Genomic DNA, 17,705 nt, shown 5'->3' with positions numbered 1-17,705 from the left:
AGGAGGCTCACCCCCATGCCATGCCCGCCCGGCCCCCGCCCTACTGCCCCGAACTTCTGTGCCGGTGCGGCGGCGGGGCCGTCAGTCCGCCCTCACCAGTGCGGCCACCGGCGCCGACGCCAGGAGCCGCGCGAGGCGGACCTCGCCCTCGTGCGGGGCGGCGGGGCGGGGGCCGTGGGCCGGGAGCCACCGGCCCGGGGGCAGGGAGAGGGTGGTGTCGCGCCAGCCGCCCGCCTGTGCCAGGCGGTGGGACAGGCGGGTGGCCACCGCCACCAGGCCGCCCGGGCGGGCGAAGGCCAGGCAGTGGCCGGAGGCCGGGCCCCGGGCCGTCAGGGGCGCGTACCCGCGGAACAGGGCCGGGCGGGAGCGGCGCAGCCGGAGCAGGGCGGCCGTCAGGGCGAGCTTCTCCTCCGCGAGGGTCAGCGGGGCGGTGCCCGCGTCCAGCGAGTCCAGGGTCCGGCGGGGGAACTCGACCGGGCGGCGGTTGTCCGGGTCCACCAGGGCGCGCAGCTCCGTCTCGGAGCCCTGGTAGACCTCCGGCACGCCCGGCATCGTCAGGTGCAGCAGGGTCATGCCCAGCACGTTGGCCCGGGCCGCCTCCTCCAGGTGCGGCGGCAGCTCCACCGGCTCCCGGGGGACGAGATGCGCGATGCCCGCCTCGTACGCCTCGTCCGGGTCGGTCCAGGAGGTGCGCAGCCCCGCCTCCCGGGCCGCCTTCAGCAGGGCCGCCGCCAGCCGGGGGCCCCGCTCGGGGACGTCGCCCAGCCCGAGCGCGCTCTGCCGGGCCACCCAGGCCAGCTGCGGGTCGGACCCGGCGGCGCCGGACGCGCCGCGCCCGGGCCCGGCACCGCCGCCCGGCTTCACCATCGCCTCCGGGTCCTGCGACAGCGCCGCCACCCGGGCCCGGACGTCCGCGCTGCGCTTCGTGTCGTGGGTGGACAGCACCGTGCCCGAGGCGGGCCACTGGCGTTCGCGCTCCGCGCAGTACGCGTGGAACTCCTCCACCGTTACCGCCGGGGTCCCCGGCTCCCCGCCGACCTCCGTGGCCGACAGCAGCGGCGCCCAGCGGTAGAAGGCCCGGTCCTCCAGGGACTTGGCGCGCAGGGCCGCCGAGGTCTGGGCGAAGCGGGCCCCGAAGGCCGGGTCGCGCTCCAGCAGCTCCCGTACGCCGTCCACCGCGGCCGTCCCGGCCCGCGCGGCGGCCCGCTCCAGGGTCCGCGCGTCCGGGCCGGGGCCGCCCGGGTAGGTCCGGTACACCGGCGAGGCGATCAGCAGCTCCCTGACGGCCGGCGCACGTTCCGGCCCCGCCCAGCGCTCCAGTGTGCTGAGCTCGGCAGCCAGGTCTCCGGTCAGGACCTCCCGGGCGGCCGTCGAGGCCGTCTCCCCCCAGGAGGGCGAACCGGTCGACTCCTGGTAGGTGAGGGCCAGTTCGGCGGCGCCCGCCGGATCCGTGAGGACCCCGTCCACCCGGTGCAGCGCGTCGTAGCCGGTGGTGCCCGCCACCGGCCAGGACGGCGGCAGGCCCTCCTCGCGGGCGAGGATCTTCTCCACCACCACCCAGCAGCCGTCGCCCACCGCCGAGCGCAGCCGCCGCAGGTACTCCCCGGGGTCGGCCAGTCCGTCGACGTGGTCGATGCGCAGGCCCGCCACGACCCCGTCGCGGACCAGCTCCAGCACCTTGGCGTGGGTGGCGGCGAAGACCTCGGGATCCTCCACCCGGACCCCGATGAGGTCCGAAATGGTGAAGAACCGGCGGTAGTTGAGGGAGGTGCGGGCCTCGCGCCACCAGGCCGGCCGGTACCACTGCGCGGCCAGCAGCTCCGGCAGCGGCAGCCCGGCCGTCCCCTCGCGCAGCGGGAACTCCCTTTCCCCGCACCGCAGCAGGCCCGCCCCGGCGTCCACCGTGAACGGCTCGTCCGGCTCCGCGAGCACCGGCAGCAGCACCTGCCCGCCGCCGGCTTCCCAGTCGATGTCGAACCACCGCGCGTACGGTGAGCCGGATCCCTCCCGCAGGACCTCCCACAGCGGCCGGTTCAGGCGTAGCGGCGACGGCACCGCCATGTGGTTCGGGACGATGTCGAGCACGAGGGCGAGCCCCCGCTCCCGCGCGGCCGCCGCCAGGGCGCGCAGTTCCCGCTCCCCGCCGAGCTCCTCGCGCACCCGCCCGTGGTCGGTGACGTCGTACCCGTGGGCCGAGCCCGGCACGGCCTCCAGGACGGGGGACAGGTGGAGGTGCGACACGCCGAGGGAGGCGAGGTACGGTACGGCGGCCCGGGCCGCTGCGAACGGGAACGCGGGCGTCAGCTGGAGACGGTAGGTCGACGCCGGGACGGCGGGGGCGGTCGGCACGTCGGGGGTGGCCGGCACGTCGGATTCCGAGGGGCTGATTGAATTCCGCTGGCTCATGAGAACGTACGTACCCAGCCCGCGCGATTCCGTGCCATGACCCAATGCATCCGGGTGACTGCGCCACGTAATGTCGATCAAGTGGCTTCCCCCGTGAGCACCTACCGACACGTCCTCGCCCTGACCGGGCCCCTCCTTCCCCTCGTCTCGTTCCTCGCCCGCCTGCCCGTCGCGATGTCGCAGTTCGGGAGCGTCCTGCTGGTGGCGCGGACCAGCGGCTCCCTCGCCACCGCCGGAATCGTCGGGGGCTGCCTCTCCGCGGGCCAGGTGGTCTGCGGGCCCGTCCTGGGGCGGCTCGCCGACCGGCACGGGCAGCGGCCCGTCGTCCTCGCCGCGGCGGCGGTCAACGCCGTGGCCACCACCGCCCTGGTCGCCGGGGCCCTGGCCGGCCTGGCGACCGTCCCGCTCGCCGCCCTGGGCGCCGTCACCGGGGCCTCCGTACCGCTGATCGGGCCGCTCGCCCGGACCCGCTCGGTGGCGCTCGCGCACCGGGCGGGGGCCGGCGAGGGGGTGGTGGGGGCGGTGCACTCGCTGGAGGGCACCCTCGACGAGGTCTCCTTCGTCTTCGGCCCGGCCCTCGTCGGCCTCGCCGCGCTCGTCCTGCACCCGGCCGTCGCCCTCGGCGGCGCGGCCGCCCTCGTCGCCGTCTTCGGCGCCGCCTACGCCCTGCACCCGACGGCCGCCGTCACGGCGGGCGGCCCCCGGCGGGCGGGCGGCAGGAGGGCCGGGGCGCCCCGTCAGCCCCGGGTGGTCCACGCCGTACGCGGCTCCCTCGCCCTCCAGGGCGCCATGTTCGGCGCCTGCCAGGCCGGGATCGCCTCCCTCACCGCCGCCCTGGGCGTCCCCGGTCAGGCGGGCCTCGTGTACGCCGCGATGGGCGTCGTCAGCGCCGCAGTGGGCCTCGCGCTGGGCGCGCTGCCCGCCCGCTACGGGTTGCGGCTGCGCTGGCGGACGGCGACGGGCGCGGCGCTGGTGCTGTCGGTGCCGCTGCTGTTCACCCAGACGCTGTGGCCCCTGTACGCGGTCGTGACCGTCCTCGGCGCCGCCTACGCCCCGCACCTGATCACCGCGTTCGCCCTGACCGAGCGGGTGGTGGAGCCGGCCCGGCTCGCCGAGTCGATGGCCTTCGCCGCCAGTTCGCTGGTGGCCGGGCAGGCGGTGGCGCTGGCCGTCTCGGGGCGGCTCGCGGAGGCGTACGGGCCCTCCGGGGCCTTCGCCGTCGCGGTGGGCGCGGCGGCGCTGTGCCTGGTCATCGCCCTGGCCACCCGGGTGCCCGCGGAGCGGCCCGGGGGCACGGGCGCGCGGCCCGTGCGGGAGATCGCCGCCGTCCAGGGGCTGTCCGGCGGCTACGCGGGCCGCTGAAGCACCGCCAGGCAGCGGCCCTTGAGCGCCACCCGGTCCCCGGCCGCGTACTGCGGGCCGGTGCCGGGCGGCAGTACCTCCGCCCGGGCCGTGTCCACGACGAGCCGCCACCGCGCGCCGTGCCCGGCCGGAATGGTGAAGTCCTGCGGCTCGGCCCCCGCGTTGAACATCAGCAGGAACGAGTCGTCGGTGATCCGCTCACCGCGCGAGCCGGGCTCGGAGATCGCCTCGCCGTTGAGGAACACCGTCAGGGCCCGCGCGTGCTGCGCCTGCCAGTCCCGGGCCCGCATCTCCTCGCCGTGCGGGGTGAACCAGGCGATGTCGGAGAGCTCGTCGTGCGTGCCCTCCACCGGCCGGCCGTGGAAGAAGCGGCGCCGCCGGAACACCGGGTGGTCGCGGCGCAGCCACACCATCCGCCGGGTGAACTCCAGCAGGGAAGGCGCGGGTTTGCCCGGATCGGGCCAGGTCAGCCAGGACAGCTCGTTGTCCTGGCAGTAGGCGTTGTTGTTGCCGCCCTGGGAGCGGGCGAACTCGTCGCCGTGGCTGAGCATCGGCACGCCCTGCGAGAGCATCAGGGTGGCGATGAAGTTGCGCATCTGCCGCTCGCGCAGCTCCAGCACCTCGGGGTCCTCGGTCGGCCCCTCGACCCCGCAGTTCCAGGACCGGTTGTGGGTCTCGCCGTCCCGGTTGCCCTCCCGGTTGGCCTCGTTGTGCTTCTCGTTGTAGGAGACGAGGTCGTGCAGGGTGAAACCGTCGTGGCAGGTGGCGAAGTTGATGGAGGCCAGGGGGCGGCGGCCGTCGTCCTGGTAGAGGTCCGAAGAGCCCGTCAGCCGCCCCGCGAACTCGGCCAGGGTGCGCGGCTGCCCGCGCCACAGGTCCCGTACGGTGTCCCGGTACTTGCCGTTCCACTCGGTCCACAGCGGGGGGAAGTTGCCCACCTGGTAGCCGCCCTCGCCCAGGTCCCAGGGCTCCGCGATCAGCTTCACCTGGCTGACCACCGGGTCCTGCTGGACCAGGTCGAAGAACGAGGACAGCCGGTCGACCTCGTGGAACTGCCGGGCCAGCGTGGCCGCGAGGTCGAAGCGGAAGCCGTCCACGTGCATCTCGGTCACCCAGTACCGCAGCGAGTCCATGATCAGCTGGAGCACGTGCGGGGAGCGCATCAGCAGGGAGTTGCCCGTGCCCGTGGTGTCCATGTAGTGCCGGGGATCGTCCGCGAGCCGGTAGTACGAGGCGTTGTCCAGCCCCCGGAAGGACAGGGTCGGGCCCAGGTGGTTGCCCTCGGCGGTGTGGTTGTAGACCACGTCCAGGATCACCTCGATCCCTGCCTCGTGCAGGGCCCGTACCGCGGACTTGAACTCCAGCACCTGCTGGCCCCGGTCGCCGGAGGCGTAGCCGTTGTGCGGGGCGAAGAAGCCGATGGTGTTGTAGCCCCAGTAGTTGCTCAGCCCGTCGTTGACGAGCCGGTGGTCGTTGACGTACTGGTGGACGGGCATCAGCTCCAGGGCCGTCACCCCGAGCTTGACCAGATGGCCGATGACCGCCGGGTGCGCCAGCGCGCCGTAGGTGCCGCGCAGCTCCTCGGGGAGGTCGGGGTGGCGCATGGTCAGGCCCTTGACGTGGGCCTCGTAGAGGACCGTGTGGTGGTACTCGTGGCGCGGGGGCCGGTCGTTGGCCCAGTCGAAGTACGGGTTCACCACGACCGAACTCATCGTGTGCGGCGCGGAGTCCAGGTCGTTGCGCGAGTCGGGACGGCCGAAGTGGTAGCCGTAGACCTGCTCGCCCCAGTCGATCCGCCCGCTGATGGCCCGGGCGTACGGGTCCAGCAGCAGCTTCGCCGCGTTGCAGCGCAGCCCGCGCTCGGGCTCGTACGGGCCGTGCACGCGGAAGCCGTACCGCTGGCCGGGCATCACCCCGGGGAGGTAGGCGTGGCGGACGAAGGCGTCCGTCTCGCGGAGTTCGACGGCGGTCTCGGAACCGTCGTCGTGGAGCAGGCACAGCTCGATACGGCGGGCCACCTCCGAGTAGACCGCGAAGTTGGTGCCGGCGCCGTCGTACGTGGCGCCCAGCGGGTACGCATGTCCCGGCCAGACCTGCATGGGCAACGACTCTTTCCCTTCGGGTCCGGTCGATCCGGCGCGGATCACGTCTCTGCCGAATCTTCCCCGAAAGACGCTCCGCACGCGTGGACTTGGGTTGCTCCTCCCGGGTGAACCGGAGACCCGACGGTCGGATCTGCGGACCGTACGGGCATCACATAATGGTCTGACGGACAGTCGGCCGGGGTGTGCACGATCACCTCGGCCGGCTTCGGGCTGCATCGGGCCGCGCGCGCGGAGTACCCTTCCGTGATCACTGGAGACGGGCGTCCGGACGCAGAAGGCGGTGCACGAGTGAGCTCGGGAGGTCTGGAGCTGCCCCCTGGTGACAGCGGTCATGAGAGCGGCCCGGCGGACGCCCCAGGCGGTGTGCCGGGGGCGTCCGCCGGGGCGGCCGTCTCGCTGGCCCCGCCGGCGGCCGGGGACGTGCGCGCCGGCGCGGAGCTCGAGTGGAGCCCGGAGGCGTGGAGCGAGGTGCGTACGCGCGCCCAGCGCGCGGGCCGTGCCTACATCTGGCTGAACCTCATCGAGCAGCGGCTGCGCTCGGTGGTCGGCGCCGTGCTGCGGCCCGTCTACGAACCGGTGCACGGCGGGGACGACTGGGTGGTCGCGGCCGCCGGCCCCGCCGGGCAGGAGTGGGTGCAGCGGGCGGTGGCGGTGCGCGAGGTCAGCCGGCGCAAGGGCTACCTCCTCGACCCGGCCGACGACAACGTGCTGAGCTTCCTGACGCTGCCGCAGCTGCGCGAGCTGATGGTCCAGCACTGGCCGTGCTTCGAACCGTACTTCGACGACCGGCGCGAGATCGAACTGGCGCTGGACGAGCTGGAGGTCACCCGAAACGTGGTCTCCCGCAACCGGGCCCTGTCGCGGGCGGTGCTGGAGCAGGCGGAGCGCGCGTCGGCGCGCCTGCTGGAGGTGCTGGGCGCGGGGTCGGGCAGCCCGTCGGCGGACCGGCTGCCGATCGACGCCGTGGAGGACCTCGTCGGGGACCGGTACGCGGACGTCATCTCCGTCCACCCCGACCGGGTGCGCCTCCAGCGGCAGCTGCCGGCGGAGGACCTGTTCGGGGGCGCGCGCCGGCTCGACGCGATCGGCATAGGTCTCAACCTGCTGGTGCAGAACTTCTCGGGCCGGCGGCTGGTACGGCTGTCGGAGGCGGGCTGCCGGGTGCGGCTGCTGTTCCTGAATCCGGCCAGCAGCGCGGTCAAGCGGCGCGAGCGGGAGCTGGGGCTGCGCAAGGGCGAGCTGAGCCGGTCGGTGGAGATGAACATCCTGCACGTGCGCCGGGTGCGGGCGGGGCTCACGGACCCCTCGCGCTTCGACATCCACGTCTTCGACGAGACCCCCCGGTTCACGGCCTACCTGGTGGAGGGGCAGTCCTCGGGGATCGCGGTGGTGCAGTCGTACCTGAGGCGGGCCCGGGGCATGGAGGCGCCGGTGCTGGTGCTGCGCGGGGGCGGCCGGGGTGTTCCCAAGGACGCGGACCACGGGCTGTTCCAGACCTACCGCGAGGAGTTCGAATCGGTGTGGGAGGACTCGCGCCCGGTGTCCTGACGCCAGGCCCGCCGGGGCCGCGCCCGGGGGGTGGCTCCGGGCGGTGTCAGTGCCCCGTGGCAGGCTGAAACGCGTTGACCGGAATACGGGGGAGGGCGCGTCATGGAGGCGTGGCACGGGGGAGTGCCGGCCGGGTCCGGCCTGGAAGCGGCGGGTCCGCGGGGCCGGCGGGCGGTGGCGGTCGTCACCTGCCGGCGGCGGGCCGCGGCCCGCGCCGGGGCGGGGGCCGTCCGATGAGCTGGCTCGGCGGGCCGCTGGTGGCCTTCGACCTGGAGACCACCGGGACGGACGTGGAGAGCGACCGCATCGTCACGGCGGCCGTCGTGCGCCTCGGTCCGGACGGGTCCGTCGCGGGGGAGCGGACCTGGCTGCTCGATCCCGGCGTGGCCATACCCGAGCAGGCGTCGGCGATCCACGGCATATCGACGGAGCACGCCCGCGCGCACGGCCGGCCGGCCGCCTCGGCCGTCGGGGAGATCGCGGAGACCGTCGCCGGGGGGCTGCGGCTCGGGACGCCCCTGGTGGTGATGAACGCGCGCTACGACCTGTCGCTGCTGGACCGGGAGTGCCGGCGCCACGGGGTCGCGTCGGTCAGCGAGCGGCTGGGCGGCGCCCCCTGGCCCGTCATCGACCCGCTGGTGATCGACAAGCACGTGGACAAGTACCGCAAGGGCAAGCGGGCCCTGCACGCGCTGTGCGCCCACTACGGGGTGGCGCTCGACGACGCGCACGACGCGCGGGCCGATGCCGTGGCCGCCGCCCGCGTGGTGCGGAGCATGGCCGAGCGGCACCGGCCCGTCGGCATGATGGCGCTGGCGGACCTGCACGAGCTCCAGGTGCGCGCGGCGGCCGAGCAGTCGGTCTCCCTCCAGGCGTACCTGCGGCGCACGGCGGACCCGTCGGCGGTCGTGGAACCGGCGTGGCCCCTCATACCCCGCCCGCGCTGACCCTCCCTCAGAAGGGGTACCAGCGCACCTCCGGATCCCCGTCCCGCAGTGAGGCCACGCGGCGGCGGAACTCCGCCAGGGCCTTCGGGTTGCCCGGTGCGTGCTGGGCGACCCAGGCGCAGCTGGCCGTCTCACGGGCGCCGCGCAGCAGGGCGCAGCCCTCCCACGCGCGGACGTCCCATCCGTAGGCGGCGGTGAAGGCGTCGTAGTCGGCCGCGGGCAGCCCGTACCGGTCGCGGGAGAGGGCCATCACCACCAGATCGTGCTCGCGCAGGTCGGACGAGACGGTCTCCAGGTCGACCAGGACCGGCCCGTCCGGGCCCACGTGGACGTTGCGGGGCAGGGCGTCGCCGTGGACCGGGCCCGGCGCCAGGTGCGGGGTGAGGGCGGCCACCTCGCCGGCGTAGGCGTCGCGGCGGGCCCGCAGGTAGGCGGCGTCCTCCGGGTCGACGGCCGCCCCGGCCAGCCGGAGCCAGCGCTCCACCCCGCCGAGGAGGTCCCGGGCGGGCAGCGCGAAGGGCGGGGCGGGCAGGGCGTGCAGTGGCCGCAGCAGGGCCGCGAGGTCCCGCGGGCCGGCCGGGCGCACCGCCGCGGGGAGGCGGTGCCACAGGGTGACGGGGTGTCCGGCCACCAGCCGGGGCTCCGGCTCGGCGGCGCGCACGGCCGGGATCCCGGCGCCGGCCAGCCAGCCGGCGACCGCCAGCTCCCGTGCGGCCCGCTCCAGCAGCGCCGCCTCCCGGCCGACCTTGACGACGAGGTCGCCGAGGGCGAAGACGGCGTTCTCGCCGAAGGCGAGCAGCTCGGCCGGTCCCGTGAGACCCGCCTGCGTCAGTACGTCCCTGGCTCGTGCCTCGTCCATGTGTGCGTCTCGTCCTTCGCGGGGGTCGTCGTGATCGTGAGGGGCGGGCTCAGTGTCGCATCCCGCCCCATTCCATTTGTACGAGACGTATCGTCTCTCTAGAGTCGACGGCATGACCTCAGTCAAACCCGCACACATCGCCATGTTCTCCATCGCTGCCGCCGGGCACGTGAACCCCAGCATCGAAGTGATCCGGGAACTCGTCGCCAGGGGCCACCGCGTCAGCTACGCCATCCCCGCCTCCTTCGCCGAGAAGGTCGCGGAGACCGGAGCCACGCCGGTGATCTGGAAGTCCGTCCTGCCCACCGACGACGACCCGGAGGCATGGGGCACCGAACTCATCGACAACATCGAGCCCTTCCTGAACGACGCCGTACAGGCGCTCCCGCAGCTCGTGGCCGCCTTCGAGGGCGACGAACCGGACCTCGTCCTGCACGACATCACCGCCTACCCGGCCCCCGTCCTCGCCCACCGCTGGGGCGTCCCCGCGATCTCCCTCTCCCCGAACCTGGTGGCCTGGGAGGGCTACGAGGAGGAGGTGGCCGCGCCGATGACCGCCGAACTGCGCGCCACCGAGCGCGGCAGGGCGTACTACGCCCGCTTCCGCGCCTGGCTCGGCGAGAACGGCATCGACGAGGACCCCGACCGCTTCGTCGGCCGGCCGCGCCGCAGCATCGTGCTGATCCCGCGCGTCCTCCAGCCGCAGGCGGACCGGGTGGACGAGTCGGTCTACACCTTCGTCGGGGCCTGCCAGGGCGACCGCAGCGCCTCCCAGGGCACCTGGGAGCGGCCGGCTTCCGCCGAGGGGAAGAAGGTGCTGCTCGTCTCGCTCGGGTCCACCTTCACCAAGCAGCCCGCCTTCTACCGCGCCTGCATCGAGGCGTTCGGCGGGCTGCCCGACTGGCACGTGGTCCTCCAGATCGGCAAGTTCACCGACGAGGCCGAGCTGGGCGAGATCCCGGCCAACGTCGAGGTCCACCGCTGGGTTCCCCAGCTGGACATCCTCCGCAAGGCCGATGCCTTCATCACCCACGCCGGCGCGGGCGGCAGCCAGGAGGGACTGGCCACCGCCACCCCGATGGTCGCCGTCCCCCAGGCCGTCGACCAGTTCGGCAACGCCGGCATGCTCGCCTCCCTCGGCGTGGCCCGGCACGTCTCCATGGAGGAGGCCGACGCGACGACCCTGCGCGAGGCCGTCCTCGGACTGCTCGCCGACCCCCGGGTCGCGGCGCGGGCCGAGGAGATCCGCGCCCAGATGGCCGCCGAGGGAGGCACCCGCAAGGCCGCCGACCTCATCGAGGCGGCCCTGCCGTAGCGGGCTAGGGTGCGGGCATGACGAAGCGACCGGCCCCCGTGAAGAAGTACGCGGCCCTGCTGCGCGGTATCAACGTCGGGGGGAACAAGAAGGTCCCCATGGCGGAACTCCGCTCCGTGCTGGAGGCGCTCGGCCACGACGACGTGATCACGTACCTGCAGAGCGGCAACGCCGTCTTCAGCAGCGCGGAGCAGGACACCGCCGCCCTCGCCCGGGAGATGGAGGCGGCCGTCGAGGCCCGCTTCGGCTTCCCGGTGAAGATCCTCGTGGTCGACGGCGCGTACCTGCGCGCCGTCGCCGACGCCTGCCCCTTCCCGGCCGCCGAGCTGGAGGGCAGGCAACTGCACGCCACCTTCTTCTCCGGGCAGCCCGGCCCGGAGCGTTTCGCCGCCTTCGACCCGGCGGCCTACCACCCCGAGGACTACCGGCTCGGCGACCGCGTCCTCTATCTCTACACCCCGGACGGAATGGGCCGCTCCGTCCTCGGCGCGGCCCTCCACAAGCCGTCCGTCCTCAAGGGCCTCGACGCGACCACCCGCAACTGGAACACCGTCGTCAAACTCGTGGAGCTGACGGCCTGACAAGTCGCCGGCACGATACGGCGCATCCCGGTGGGCCCGCCGCGCACACCGTGTGCCAGGCTCGGGGAATGCGTTATCTCATCATCGGCGCCGGAGCGATCGGCGCGACCCTCGGGGGACGGCTCGCCGAGGCGGGCCGGGAGGTCGTCCTCGTCGCACGCGGCACGCACGCCGAGGCGCTGCGGGCCAACGGGCTGCGGCTCACCACCGCCGACGGCCAGCGCGTCCACCGCCTCCCCGTGGCCACCGGCCCGGCCGACCTCGGCCCCCTGCGCCCCGACGACGTCCTGCTGCTCACCGTCAAGACCCAGGACGCCGTCGCCGCCCTGGACACCTGGGGCGCCGCCGAGGTCGCGGGCGGCGGCACCGCCGCCCAGCGGCTGCCGGTGCTGTGCGCCCAGAACGGCGTGGAGAGCGAGCGCCTGGCCCTGCGCCGTTTCGCCCGCGTCTACGGGGTCTGCGTCTGGCTCCCCGCCACCTTCCTCGAACCCGGCGTGGTCACCGCGCTCTGCACCCCGCTGACCGGCATCCTCCACCTCGGGCGGGCCGCCGGCGGAGCCGACGAACGGATCCGGGCGATCGCCGCCGACCTCGGCAAGGCCGGTTTCGAGGCGCCCGTCGTCGAGGACGTGATGCGCTGGAAACACGCCAAACTCCTCAGCAATCTCGGCAACGCCATCCAGGCGACCACCGGCCCCGAACCCGACCCCGCCAAGGCGGCCCTGCTGCTGCGCGCCGTCCGCGAGGCCAAGGCCGTCTTCGCCGCGGCGGGCATCGCCCACACCTCGGACGCCGAACAGGCGGCGGCCCGCGACGGCAAGGTGGAACAGCCGGCGGGCGTCCGGGGAGGCTCTTCCTGGCAGAGCCTGGCCCGGGGCACGGGCTCGGTGGAGGCCGACTACCTCAACGGCGAAATCGTCCTGCTGGGGCGCCTCCACGGCGTCCCCACCCCCGTCAACGACGTCCTGCGGCACGCGGCGAACATCTTCGCCCGCGAGGGTCTGCCCCCGGGATCGATGTCCGTCGCCGACCTGACGGCCCTGGCCGACGAGGCCGAAGGGCGAGGATAGTCCGGGCGTGCGGCTGGCCTATATTGTTCTGGAAACCGTAAAGGCCACACACAGATCAATTGCATCTAAATGATCGCTTCCCGACGCGGTCGAGACGTCATGCACCAGCGTTCCACCGCGAAGGCTGTACGTGCCATGGCGATTTCGGCGTGCGGAGCGTTCGACGGCGCATCCGCGGCGCTGCCTCGTGGATGAGCAGAACAACTTGACGAACGGCTTGAATGTGCAGAACGCCATGGCCCAAGCTGCCACCATCACGGGCGAACTCCACGACCAGGGACCCGGGTCTGTCGGCCTCTCCGTGGTTATCCCCGCGTACCGGGAGGAAGAGCGCCTGGCCCCCACCCTGGAGCTGGTCCGGGACTACCTCGACGAGCACGTGGGCAGCGGTCCGGCCGCCTGGGAGGTCATCGTCGTCGACGACGGCTCCCCGGACGGAACCGCCGCCACAGCGCTCAAGGCCGCGGCGGACGAGCCCCGCATCCGGCTCGTGCAGTCCGAGGAGAACAAGGGCAAGGGCAGCGCGCTGCGCCTGGGCGTCCGGGCCTCCCTGGGCCGGCGCGTACTGATCATGGACGCCGATCTGGCGACGCCGATCGAGGAACTCGGCAAGCTGGAACAGGCGCTGGCCGACGATCCGGCCCTCGACGCGGCCATCGGTTCGCGCGCACACCGCGATTCCGCCATCGAACGCCAGCAGAGCGTGCTGCGCGAGGTGCTCGGATGGGCCGGCAACCGGGTCATCCGGCTGGTGGCCGTGCGCGGCATCCGCGACACCCAGTGCGGGTTCAAGCTGTTCGACGGGGACCAGGCCCGGGCCGCGTTCGGCGCCGCCCGGCTCGACGGCTGGGCCATCGACGTCGAGATCCTGCAGTACTACCACCGCAAGGGATGGCCCGTGGCCGAGGTCCCCGTGCGCTGGGCCCACCAGGACGGCTCCAAGGTGCGCATGCCGGACTACCTGCGCACCCTCGGCGAGCTGATGCGGCTCAACGCGGGCGGCATCGCCGTCGCCGCCCTCTACCTGCTGACGGCGCTCTTCCTCTACAGGGGGCTCTGGGGCGACCTGGACGGGGCGATCCTGGCCCACTCGCTCCAGGACCAGAACCAGTGGGAGTGGTTCTTCGGCGTCACGGCCGACAACGTCGCACATCTGCGGAACCCGTTGTTCACCGACCTCCAGAACATGCCGGACGGCGTGAACCTGATGGCCAACACGGTGATGCTCGGGCTCTCGGTGCCGATGACGCCGGTCACCCTGCTGTTCGGCCCGACCGTGGCCCTGGCCTTGGTCTTCACCCTCGGCATCGCCGCGACGGCCTGGTCCTGGTACTGGCTGATCCACCGCCGTCTGACGGACAGCCGCTGGGCCGCCGCCGTCGGCGGAGCGCTCGCGGCGTTCGCGCCGCCGATGATCTCCCACGCCAACGCGCACCCGAACTTCGTGGTCCTGTTCATGCTGCCGGTCATCATCGACCGGGCCCTGCGCCTGTGCGCGGGCAAGAACGTCGTCCGCGACGGCGTCCTGATGGGGCTGTTCTGCGCCTACCAGGTCTTCCTCGGCGAGGAGCCCTTCCTCCTGGCCGCGATCGGCATGGCGGTCTTCGCCCTCGTGTACTCCTCGTACGACCGGAGCACCGCCCGCGCCGCCGTCAAGCCGCTGGCCAAGGGGCTGGCGATCGCCGCGGCCGTCTCCCTACCGCTGGCCGCCTTCCCCCTGTACTGGCAGTTCTTCGGACCGCAGAGCTACCACTCCGTGCTGCACGGCGACAACGGCGCCGGCAACCCGCTGCGCGCCCTGAGCGAGTACCCGGCCCGCTCGCTGTTCGGCGACGCGGAGACCGCGGGCAGGCTGTCGATGAACACCACCGAGCAGAACGCCTTCTACGGCTGGCCCCTGCTGGCCCTGGCCATCGGCATCACCCTGTGGATGTGGCGCCGTCCCCTCGTCCGCGCCCTCGGCCTCACCGCCGCGGCCGCGGCCGTGCTGTCCCTCGGCCCGCGCGTGGAGCTCGACAAGTTCGGCGTCACGCTGCCCGCCCCCTGGCTGCTGCTGCGCCACCTTCCGCTCCTGGAGTCCGTGATCGAGAGCCGGGTGGCGATGGTGTGCGCCCCCCTCTTCGGCATGCTGCTCGCCCTCGCACTGGACCGGATACGGGGCTTGCGGTCCAGCGACCACCGCGCGGTCGGCTACCTCGCCGTCGCGGCCGCCCTGGTGCCGATCCTGCCGCTGCCCCTGGTCACCAAGGACCGCGACCCGGTGCCGTCCTTCATCACCGAGGGCCGTTACGAGGAGTACGTCAAGGACGGCCGCTCGCTGGTCGCCGTGCCCCTTCCCGACCCGGGTGCGGCCGCCGCCCTGCACTGGCAGAGCAGCACGGGATTCGGCTTCAAGCTGGCCGGCGGGTACTTCAACGGCCCCGACGGCCCCGACCGCGTCGGGATCTACGGGGCCAGGCCGCGGATGCTCTCCACCCTGCTCTACGACGTCCGCTGGGGCACCGTCCCGGCCCCCGACGTCATCACCCAGGAGATGCGCGATCAGGCCCGCCAGGACCTGGCGTACTGGAAGGCGGGCGTGGTGGTCCTGCCCGTCAGGGAGGAGCGCGCCGCGGAGCTGCGCAGCACGCTCACCGGCCTCCTGGGCGCCGAGCCGCAGCTGGTCGCGGACTGCCTGGTGTGGCCGGTGACGAGCGCGTAGCCGGAGAACGTCGAGGGGGTCACAGCGCCAGGCGCTGTGACCCCCTCACGTATGTGGTGCCTCAGGCCGTCAGGGCGGTGCGGGCGGCGTCGGTGCGGGCCGCCGCGTCGTAGCGGTGCAGGAGGAGCCGGGCCAGTTCCGGGGCCGGCCCCAGGACGTCCGCCACCGTGTCCGCGCCGGCCTCCCGGGCGCCCGTCGCGATGCGGTCGGGCAGGAATCCCGGGGCGATGACGTACGGGGCCACCGCCACGTGGCGGACCCCCTCCGCGCGCAGGGCGCGGACGGCGTCCTGCGTACGGGGAAGGGCCGCGGAGGCGAACGCAGGCCGCACGGCGCACCAACCGGTGTGCCGCCACTCCCGCGCGATTTCAGCGATCACTGCGATCGCCTCCGGGTCTGAGGATCCGGCGGACGCGAGGACGACACCGGTCGTCGCGCGGTCCGCCGGGGTGAGGCCGGCGCCCGCCTCGGCGAGGCGGCGTTCCAGGGAGGCCACCAGCAGCGGGTGCGGGCCCAGGACGCCGGCCACCCGGACCGAGAGCTCGGGCAGCCGCACGGCCGACTCCGCCAGGACCGCCGGGATGTCGGCCTTGGCGTGGAAGGCCCGGGTGAGGAGCAGCGGCAGGGCCACGACCTCGCGGACGCCCGACAGGTACAGGGCGGCCAGGGCCTGCGGGACGGTGGGGCCGTCGAAGTCCAGGAAGGCCGTCTCCACGCGCAGGTGCGGCCGCAGCGACCGGACCCGCCCGACGAGGGCGTGCACGGTCGCCGCGTGCCGCGGATCGCGGCTGCCGTGGGCTATGACCAGGAGTGCTGGGCAGGACATGGGAGGTTCCGGTTCAGTTCTTGACCAGCAGGCCGCGGCTGCGCAGCACCCAGCGCTCGACCGGGCTGAAGATCAGCAGGTCGATGGCGATGCCCACGACCAGGATCAGCGTGATGGCGAGGAAGACGCCCGGCAGGTCGATGTTGTTGCGGCCGTTCTCCAGGAGCTGGCCCAGGCCCAGGCCGAGGTCGGGGGAGCTGGCGATGATCTCGGCGGCCATCAGGGAGCGCCAGGAGAAGGCCCAGCCCTGCTTGAGCCCGGCGACGTAGCCGGGCAGGGCGGCCGGCATGACGACGTGCCAGGCGCCGCGCAGACCGGTGGCGCCCAGGGTGCGGCCGGCCCGCAGGAACAGCGGCGGGACCTGGTCGATACCGGAGACGAGGCCGTTGGCGATGGACGGGACGGCGCCCAGCAGGATCACCGTGTACATCATGGCGTCGTTCAGGCCGAACCAGAGCACCGCCGGGGGCACCCAGGCGACCGAGGGCAGCGACTGCAGGCCCTGGAGGATCGGGCCGATGGCGGCGCGGACGAACCGCACCCGCGCGACGAGCAGCCCCAGCGGGGTCCCGATGGCCAGGGCGAGGAGGAAGCCGAGCAGGCCACGGGAGACCGAGGTCCAGATGACGTCGAGGAGGGTGCCCTTCAGCCACATGTCGGCCAGGCTGTCCCAGACGGCGGACAGGGCGGGCAGCTTGGTCTCGTCGGCGACCTTCGCCGAGACGAGGACCTGCCAGACCACCAGGACCAGGCCGACGGCCAGGAGCGGGGGCAGGACCTTCCTGGTGAGGACCTCGCGCACCGGGGTGCGGTGGGTCTGGACCGCGTCGAGGGCGTCGAGGCCGGCCTCCAGGCCGGCGAGGTCCTCGCCCTTCGCCGCCTTGGGGGTGGTGTCAGTGCTGGCCATGGCGGCGGATCTCCCCACGCAGGTGTTCGGTGATCTCAAGGGAAAGCTCGGCGACGTCCGCGTCCTCGATGCGGCGCGGCTGGGGAATGTCCACGGTCCACTCCTTGGCGACCCGGCCGGGGCGTGAGGAGAGCAGGACGACGCGCTGGGCGAGGCGTACGGCCTCGCGGACGTTGTGGGTGACGAAGAGGACGGAGAGCCCCCCCGCGGCGGAGCCGCTCGTGTTCGCGGCCTCCCAGATGCGGGTCAGTTCACCGTGGAGGACGTCGCGCGTGATGGCGTCCAGGGCCGCGAAGGGCTCGTCCATCAGCAGCAGACGGCTGTCCTGGGCGAGGGCCCGGGCCAGGGCCACGCGCTGGCGCATCCCGCCGGACAGCTCGTGGACGCGCTTGCCGTGGGCGCCGCCGAGGCGGACCAGCTCCAGCAGCCGCTCGGCCTCCGCCTTGCGGTCGGCCTTGGCCACCCCCCGCAGCCGCAGGGCCAGTTCGATGTTCTTGCCCGCCGTCAGCCAGGGGAACAGGGCGTGCTCCTGGAACATCAGTGCCGGACGGCCGCCCGGGGTCTCGATCGACCCCGCGGACGGCTTGTCCAGACCCGCGACCAGGTTCAGCAGGGTGGACTTGCCGCACCCCGAGGCCCCCAGGAGGGTGACGAACTCGCCGGGAGCGACATCGAGGCTGATGTCGTCCAGGACGAGCTGCGATCCGGCCGGGCCGGAGAAGGACTTCGAGACGTGCTCGATACGGGCGGCGTGCGACAGCTGCGTAACCGCGCCGTCGGCAGCCGTGGCGAGAGTGGTGGCCATGGTCGTCACCTCCTGGGTTTGCTGGACTTTCGGATTACTTGGCGCCGAGGCCGGCGTCGGTGACCTCGGGCTTGCCGGCGGTCTTGAGGACCTTGTTGAGGAGGGTCAGGTCGTAGATGCCGGTGAGGTCGGGCTTGTCCAGGAGCTTGGCCTTGACGGCCCAGTCGGACTCGGTCTCGAGGGTGGTGGCGAGGGGGTCGTCGGTGACGAGGATGGACTGCCAGGCGGGGTCGAGGATCTTGGCGTCGAGTTCCTTGCCGCTGTCGGCCTTGA

13 protein-coding genes and 1 pseudogene are annotated in these 17,705 nt (G+C 73.6%); 7 read left to right on the top strand and 7 right to left on the bottom strand.

All coding sequences use genetic code 11. From position 1 onward, the window contains the following. Positions 1-81 precede the first annotated feature (81 nt). Entirely contained in the window at positions 82-2,406 is a 2,325-nt protein-coding gene (gene treY, locus ABZ716_RS06570) for a malto-oligosyltrehalose synthase (protein WP_358957113.1), read from the bottom strand. A gap of 81 nt (positions 2,407-2,487) precedes the next feature. On the opposite strand from treY, the gene ABZ716_RS06565 reads away from it, so the two are divergent. Continuing rightward, the gene (locus ABZ716_RS06565) at positions 2,488-3,768 is read left to right on the top strand and encodes an MFS transporter (protein ID WP_358812114.1); all 1,281 of its coding nucleotides are present in this window, start codon (positions 2,488-2,490) and stop codon (positions 3,766-3,768) included. Here the strand turns inward: ABZ716_RS06565 and glgX are convergent. Continuing rightward, the gene (gene glgX / locus ABZ716_RS06560; protein WP_358812113.1) at positions 3,753-5,867 is read right to left on the bottom strand and encodes a glycogen debranching protein GlgX; all 2,115 of its coding nucleotides are present in this window, start codon (positions 5,865-5,867) and stop codon (positions 3,753-3,755) included. The genes ABZ716_RS06565 and glgX overlap by 16 nt on opposite strands. Positions 5,868-6,161: 294 nt before the next feature. On the opposite strand from glgX, the gene ABZ716_RS06555 reads away from it, so the two are divergent. Beyond that, a complete protein-coding gene (locus ABZ716_RS06555; protein ID WP_351889917.1) occupies positions 6,162-7,421 on the top strand; it encodes an SAV2148 family HEPN domain-containing protein in 1,260 nt (419 codons plus the stop codon). A gap of 233 nt (positions 7,422-7,654) precedes the next feature. Beyond that, a complete protein-coding gene (locus ABZ716_RS06550; protein WP_358812112.1) occupies positions 7,655-8,368 on the top strand; it encodes a 3'-5' exonuclease in 714 nt (237 codons plus the stop codon). A 7-nt stretch (positions 8,369-8,375) separates the two neighbouring features. On the opposite strand, the gene ABZ716_RS06545 is transcribed toward ABZ716_RS06550, so the two are convergent. Continuing rightward, entirely contained in the window at positions 8,376-9,227 is an 852-nt protein-coding gene (locus tag ABZ716_RS06545) for an aminoglycoside phosphotransferase family protein (RefSeq protein ID WP_358812111.1), read from the bottom strand. Positions 9,228-9,339: 112 nt separating this feature from the next. Here ABZ716_RS06545 and mgt point away from each other — a divergent pair, with 112 nt between their 5' ends. The 4 genes from mgt to ABZ716_RS06525 all read left to right on the top strand — a co-directional run bounded on the left by mgt (position 9,340) and on the right by ABZ716_RS06525 (position 14,894). Beyond that, a complete protein-coding gene (mgt, locus tag ABZ716_RS06540) occupies positions 9,340-10,542 on the top strand; it encodes a macrolide-inactivating glycosyltransferase (RefSeq protein WP_358957111.1) in 1,203 nt (400 codons plus the stop codon). A gap of 17 nt (positions 10,543-10,559) precedes the next feature. Next, a complete protein-coding gene (locus ABZ716_RS06535) occupies positions 10,560-11,123 on the top strand; it encodes a DUF1697 domain-containing protein (protein WP_358812109.1) in 564 nt (187 codons plus the stop codon). 68 nt (positions 11,124-11,191) lie between these two features. After that, the gene (locus ABZ716_RS06530; RefSeq protein ID WP_358957109.1) at positions 11,192-12,193 is read left to right on the top strand and encodes a 2-dehydropantoate 2-reductase N-terminal domain-containing protein; all 1,002 of its coding nucleotides are present in this window, start codon (positions 11,192-11,194) and stop codon (positions 12,191-12,193) included. Positions 12,194-12,428: 235 nt separating this feature from the next. Next, positions 12,429-14,894 carry a dolichyl-phosphate beta-glucosyltransferase gene (locus ABZ716_RS06525; protein ID WP_358957107.1) on the top strand — a complete coding sequence of 822 codons (2,466 nt, stop codon included), beginning with the start codon at positions 12,429-12,431 and terminating at the stop codon, positions 14,892-14,894. 61 nt (positions 14,895-14,955) lie between these two features. Here the strand turns inward: ABZ716_RS06525 and ABZ716_RS06520 are convergent, their stop codons facing one another. The 4 genes and pseudogenes from ABZ716_RS06520 to ABZ716_RS06505 all read right to left on the bottom strand — a co-directional run. Then, on the bottom strand, positions 14,956-15,720 hold the full coding sequence (locus tag ABZ716_RS06520) for a sirohydrochlorin chelatase (RefSeq protein ID WP_358957104.1): 765 nt from the start codon (positions 15,718-15,720) through the stop codon (positions 14,956-14,958). A 13-nt stretch (positions 15,721-15,733) separates the two neighbouring features. Continuing rightward, complete coding sequence (locus ABZ716_RS06515) at positions 15,734-16,627, bottom strand: ABC transporter permease subunit (protein WP_358812105.1); 894 nt, start codon at positions 16,625-16,627, stop codon at positions 15,734-15,736. Continuing rightward, positions 16,614-17,432, bottom strand: coding sequence for an ABC transporter ATP-binding protein (locus ABZ716_RS06510; protein ID WP_358957102.1), 819 nt, complete (start codon positions 17,430-17,432; stop codon positions 16,614-16,616). The genes ABZ716_RS06515 and ABZ716_RS06510 overlap by 14 nt, the downstream gene beginning before the upstream one ends. Before the next feature lie 34 nt (positions 17,433-17,466). Next, positions 17,467-17,705, bottom strand: a pseudogene (locus ABZ716_RS06505) (sulfate ABC transporter substrate-binding protein); the annotation flags it as partial.

Origin of the sequence: Streptomyces sp. NPDC006687 (genome assembly GCF_040636215.1) — a bacterium.
Classification (GTDB): Bacteria; Actinomycetota; Actinomycetes; order Streptomycetales; family Streptomycetaceae; genus Streptomyces.
This window is presented reverse-complemented; position numbering and strand designations above follow the sequence as displayed.

What these genes read in the sequence shown, in the direction of transcription:
- glgX (WP_358812113.1), bottom strand. Translation starts at nt 5,867, where the DNA reads ATGCAGGTCTGGCCGGGACATGCGTACCCGCTGGGCGCCACGTACGAC.
- ABZ716_RS06520 (WP_358957104.1), bottom strand. Translation starts at nt 15,720, where the DNA reads ATGTCCTGCCCAGCACTCCTGGTCATAGCCCACGGCAGCCGCGATCCG.
- ABZ716_RS06510 (WP_358957102.1), bottom strand. Translation starts at nt 17,432, where the DNA reads ATGGCCACCACTCTCGCCACGGCTGCCGACGGCGCGGTTACGCAGCTG.
- ABZ716_RS06550 (WP_358812112.1), top strand. Translation starts at nt 7,655, where the DNA reads ATGAGCTGGCTCGGCGGGCCGCTGGTGGCCTTCGACCTGGAGACCACC.
- ABZ716_RS06535 (WP_358812109.1), top strand. Translation starts at nt 10,560, where the DNA reads ATGACGAAGCGACCGGCCCCCGTGAAGAAGTACGCGGCCCTGCTGCGC.
- ABZ716_RS06515 (WP_358812105.1), bottom strand. Translation starts at nt 16,627, where the DNA reads ATGGCCAGCACTGACACCACCCCCAAGGCGGCGAAGGGCGAGGACCTC.
- treY (WP_358957113.1), bottom strand. Translation starts at nt 2,406, where the DNA reads ATGAGCCAGCGGAATTCAATCAGCCCCTCGGAATCCGACGTGCCGGCC.
- ABZ716_RS06545 (WP_358812111.1), bottom strand. Translation starts at nt 9,227, where the DNA reads ATGGACGAGGCACGAGCCAGGGACGTACTGACGCAGGCGGGTCTCACG.
- ABZ716_RS06525 (WP_358957107.1), top strand. Translation starts at nt 12,429, where the DNA reads ATGGCCCAAGCTGCCACCATCACGGGCGAACTCCACGACCAGGGACCC.
- mgt (WP_358957111.1), top strand. Translation starts at nt 9,340, where the DNA reads ATGACCTCAGTCAAACCCGCACACATCGCCATGTTCTCCATCGCTGCC.
- ABZ716_RS06530 (WP_358957109.1), top strand. Translation starts at nt 11,192, where the DNA reads ATGCGTTATCTCATCATCGGCGCCGGAGCGATCGGCGCGACCCTCGGG.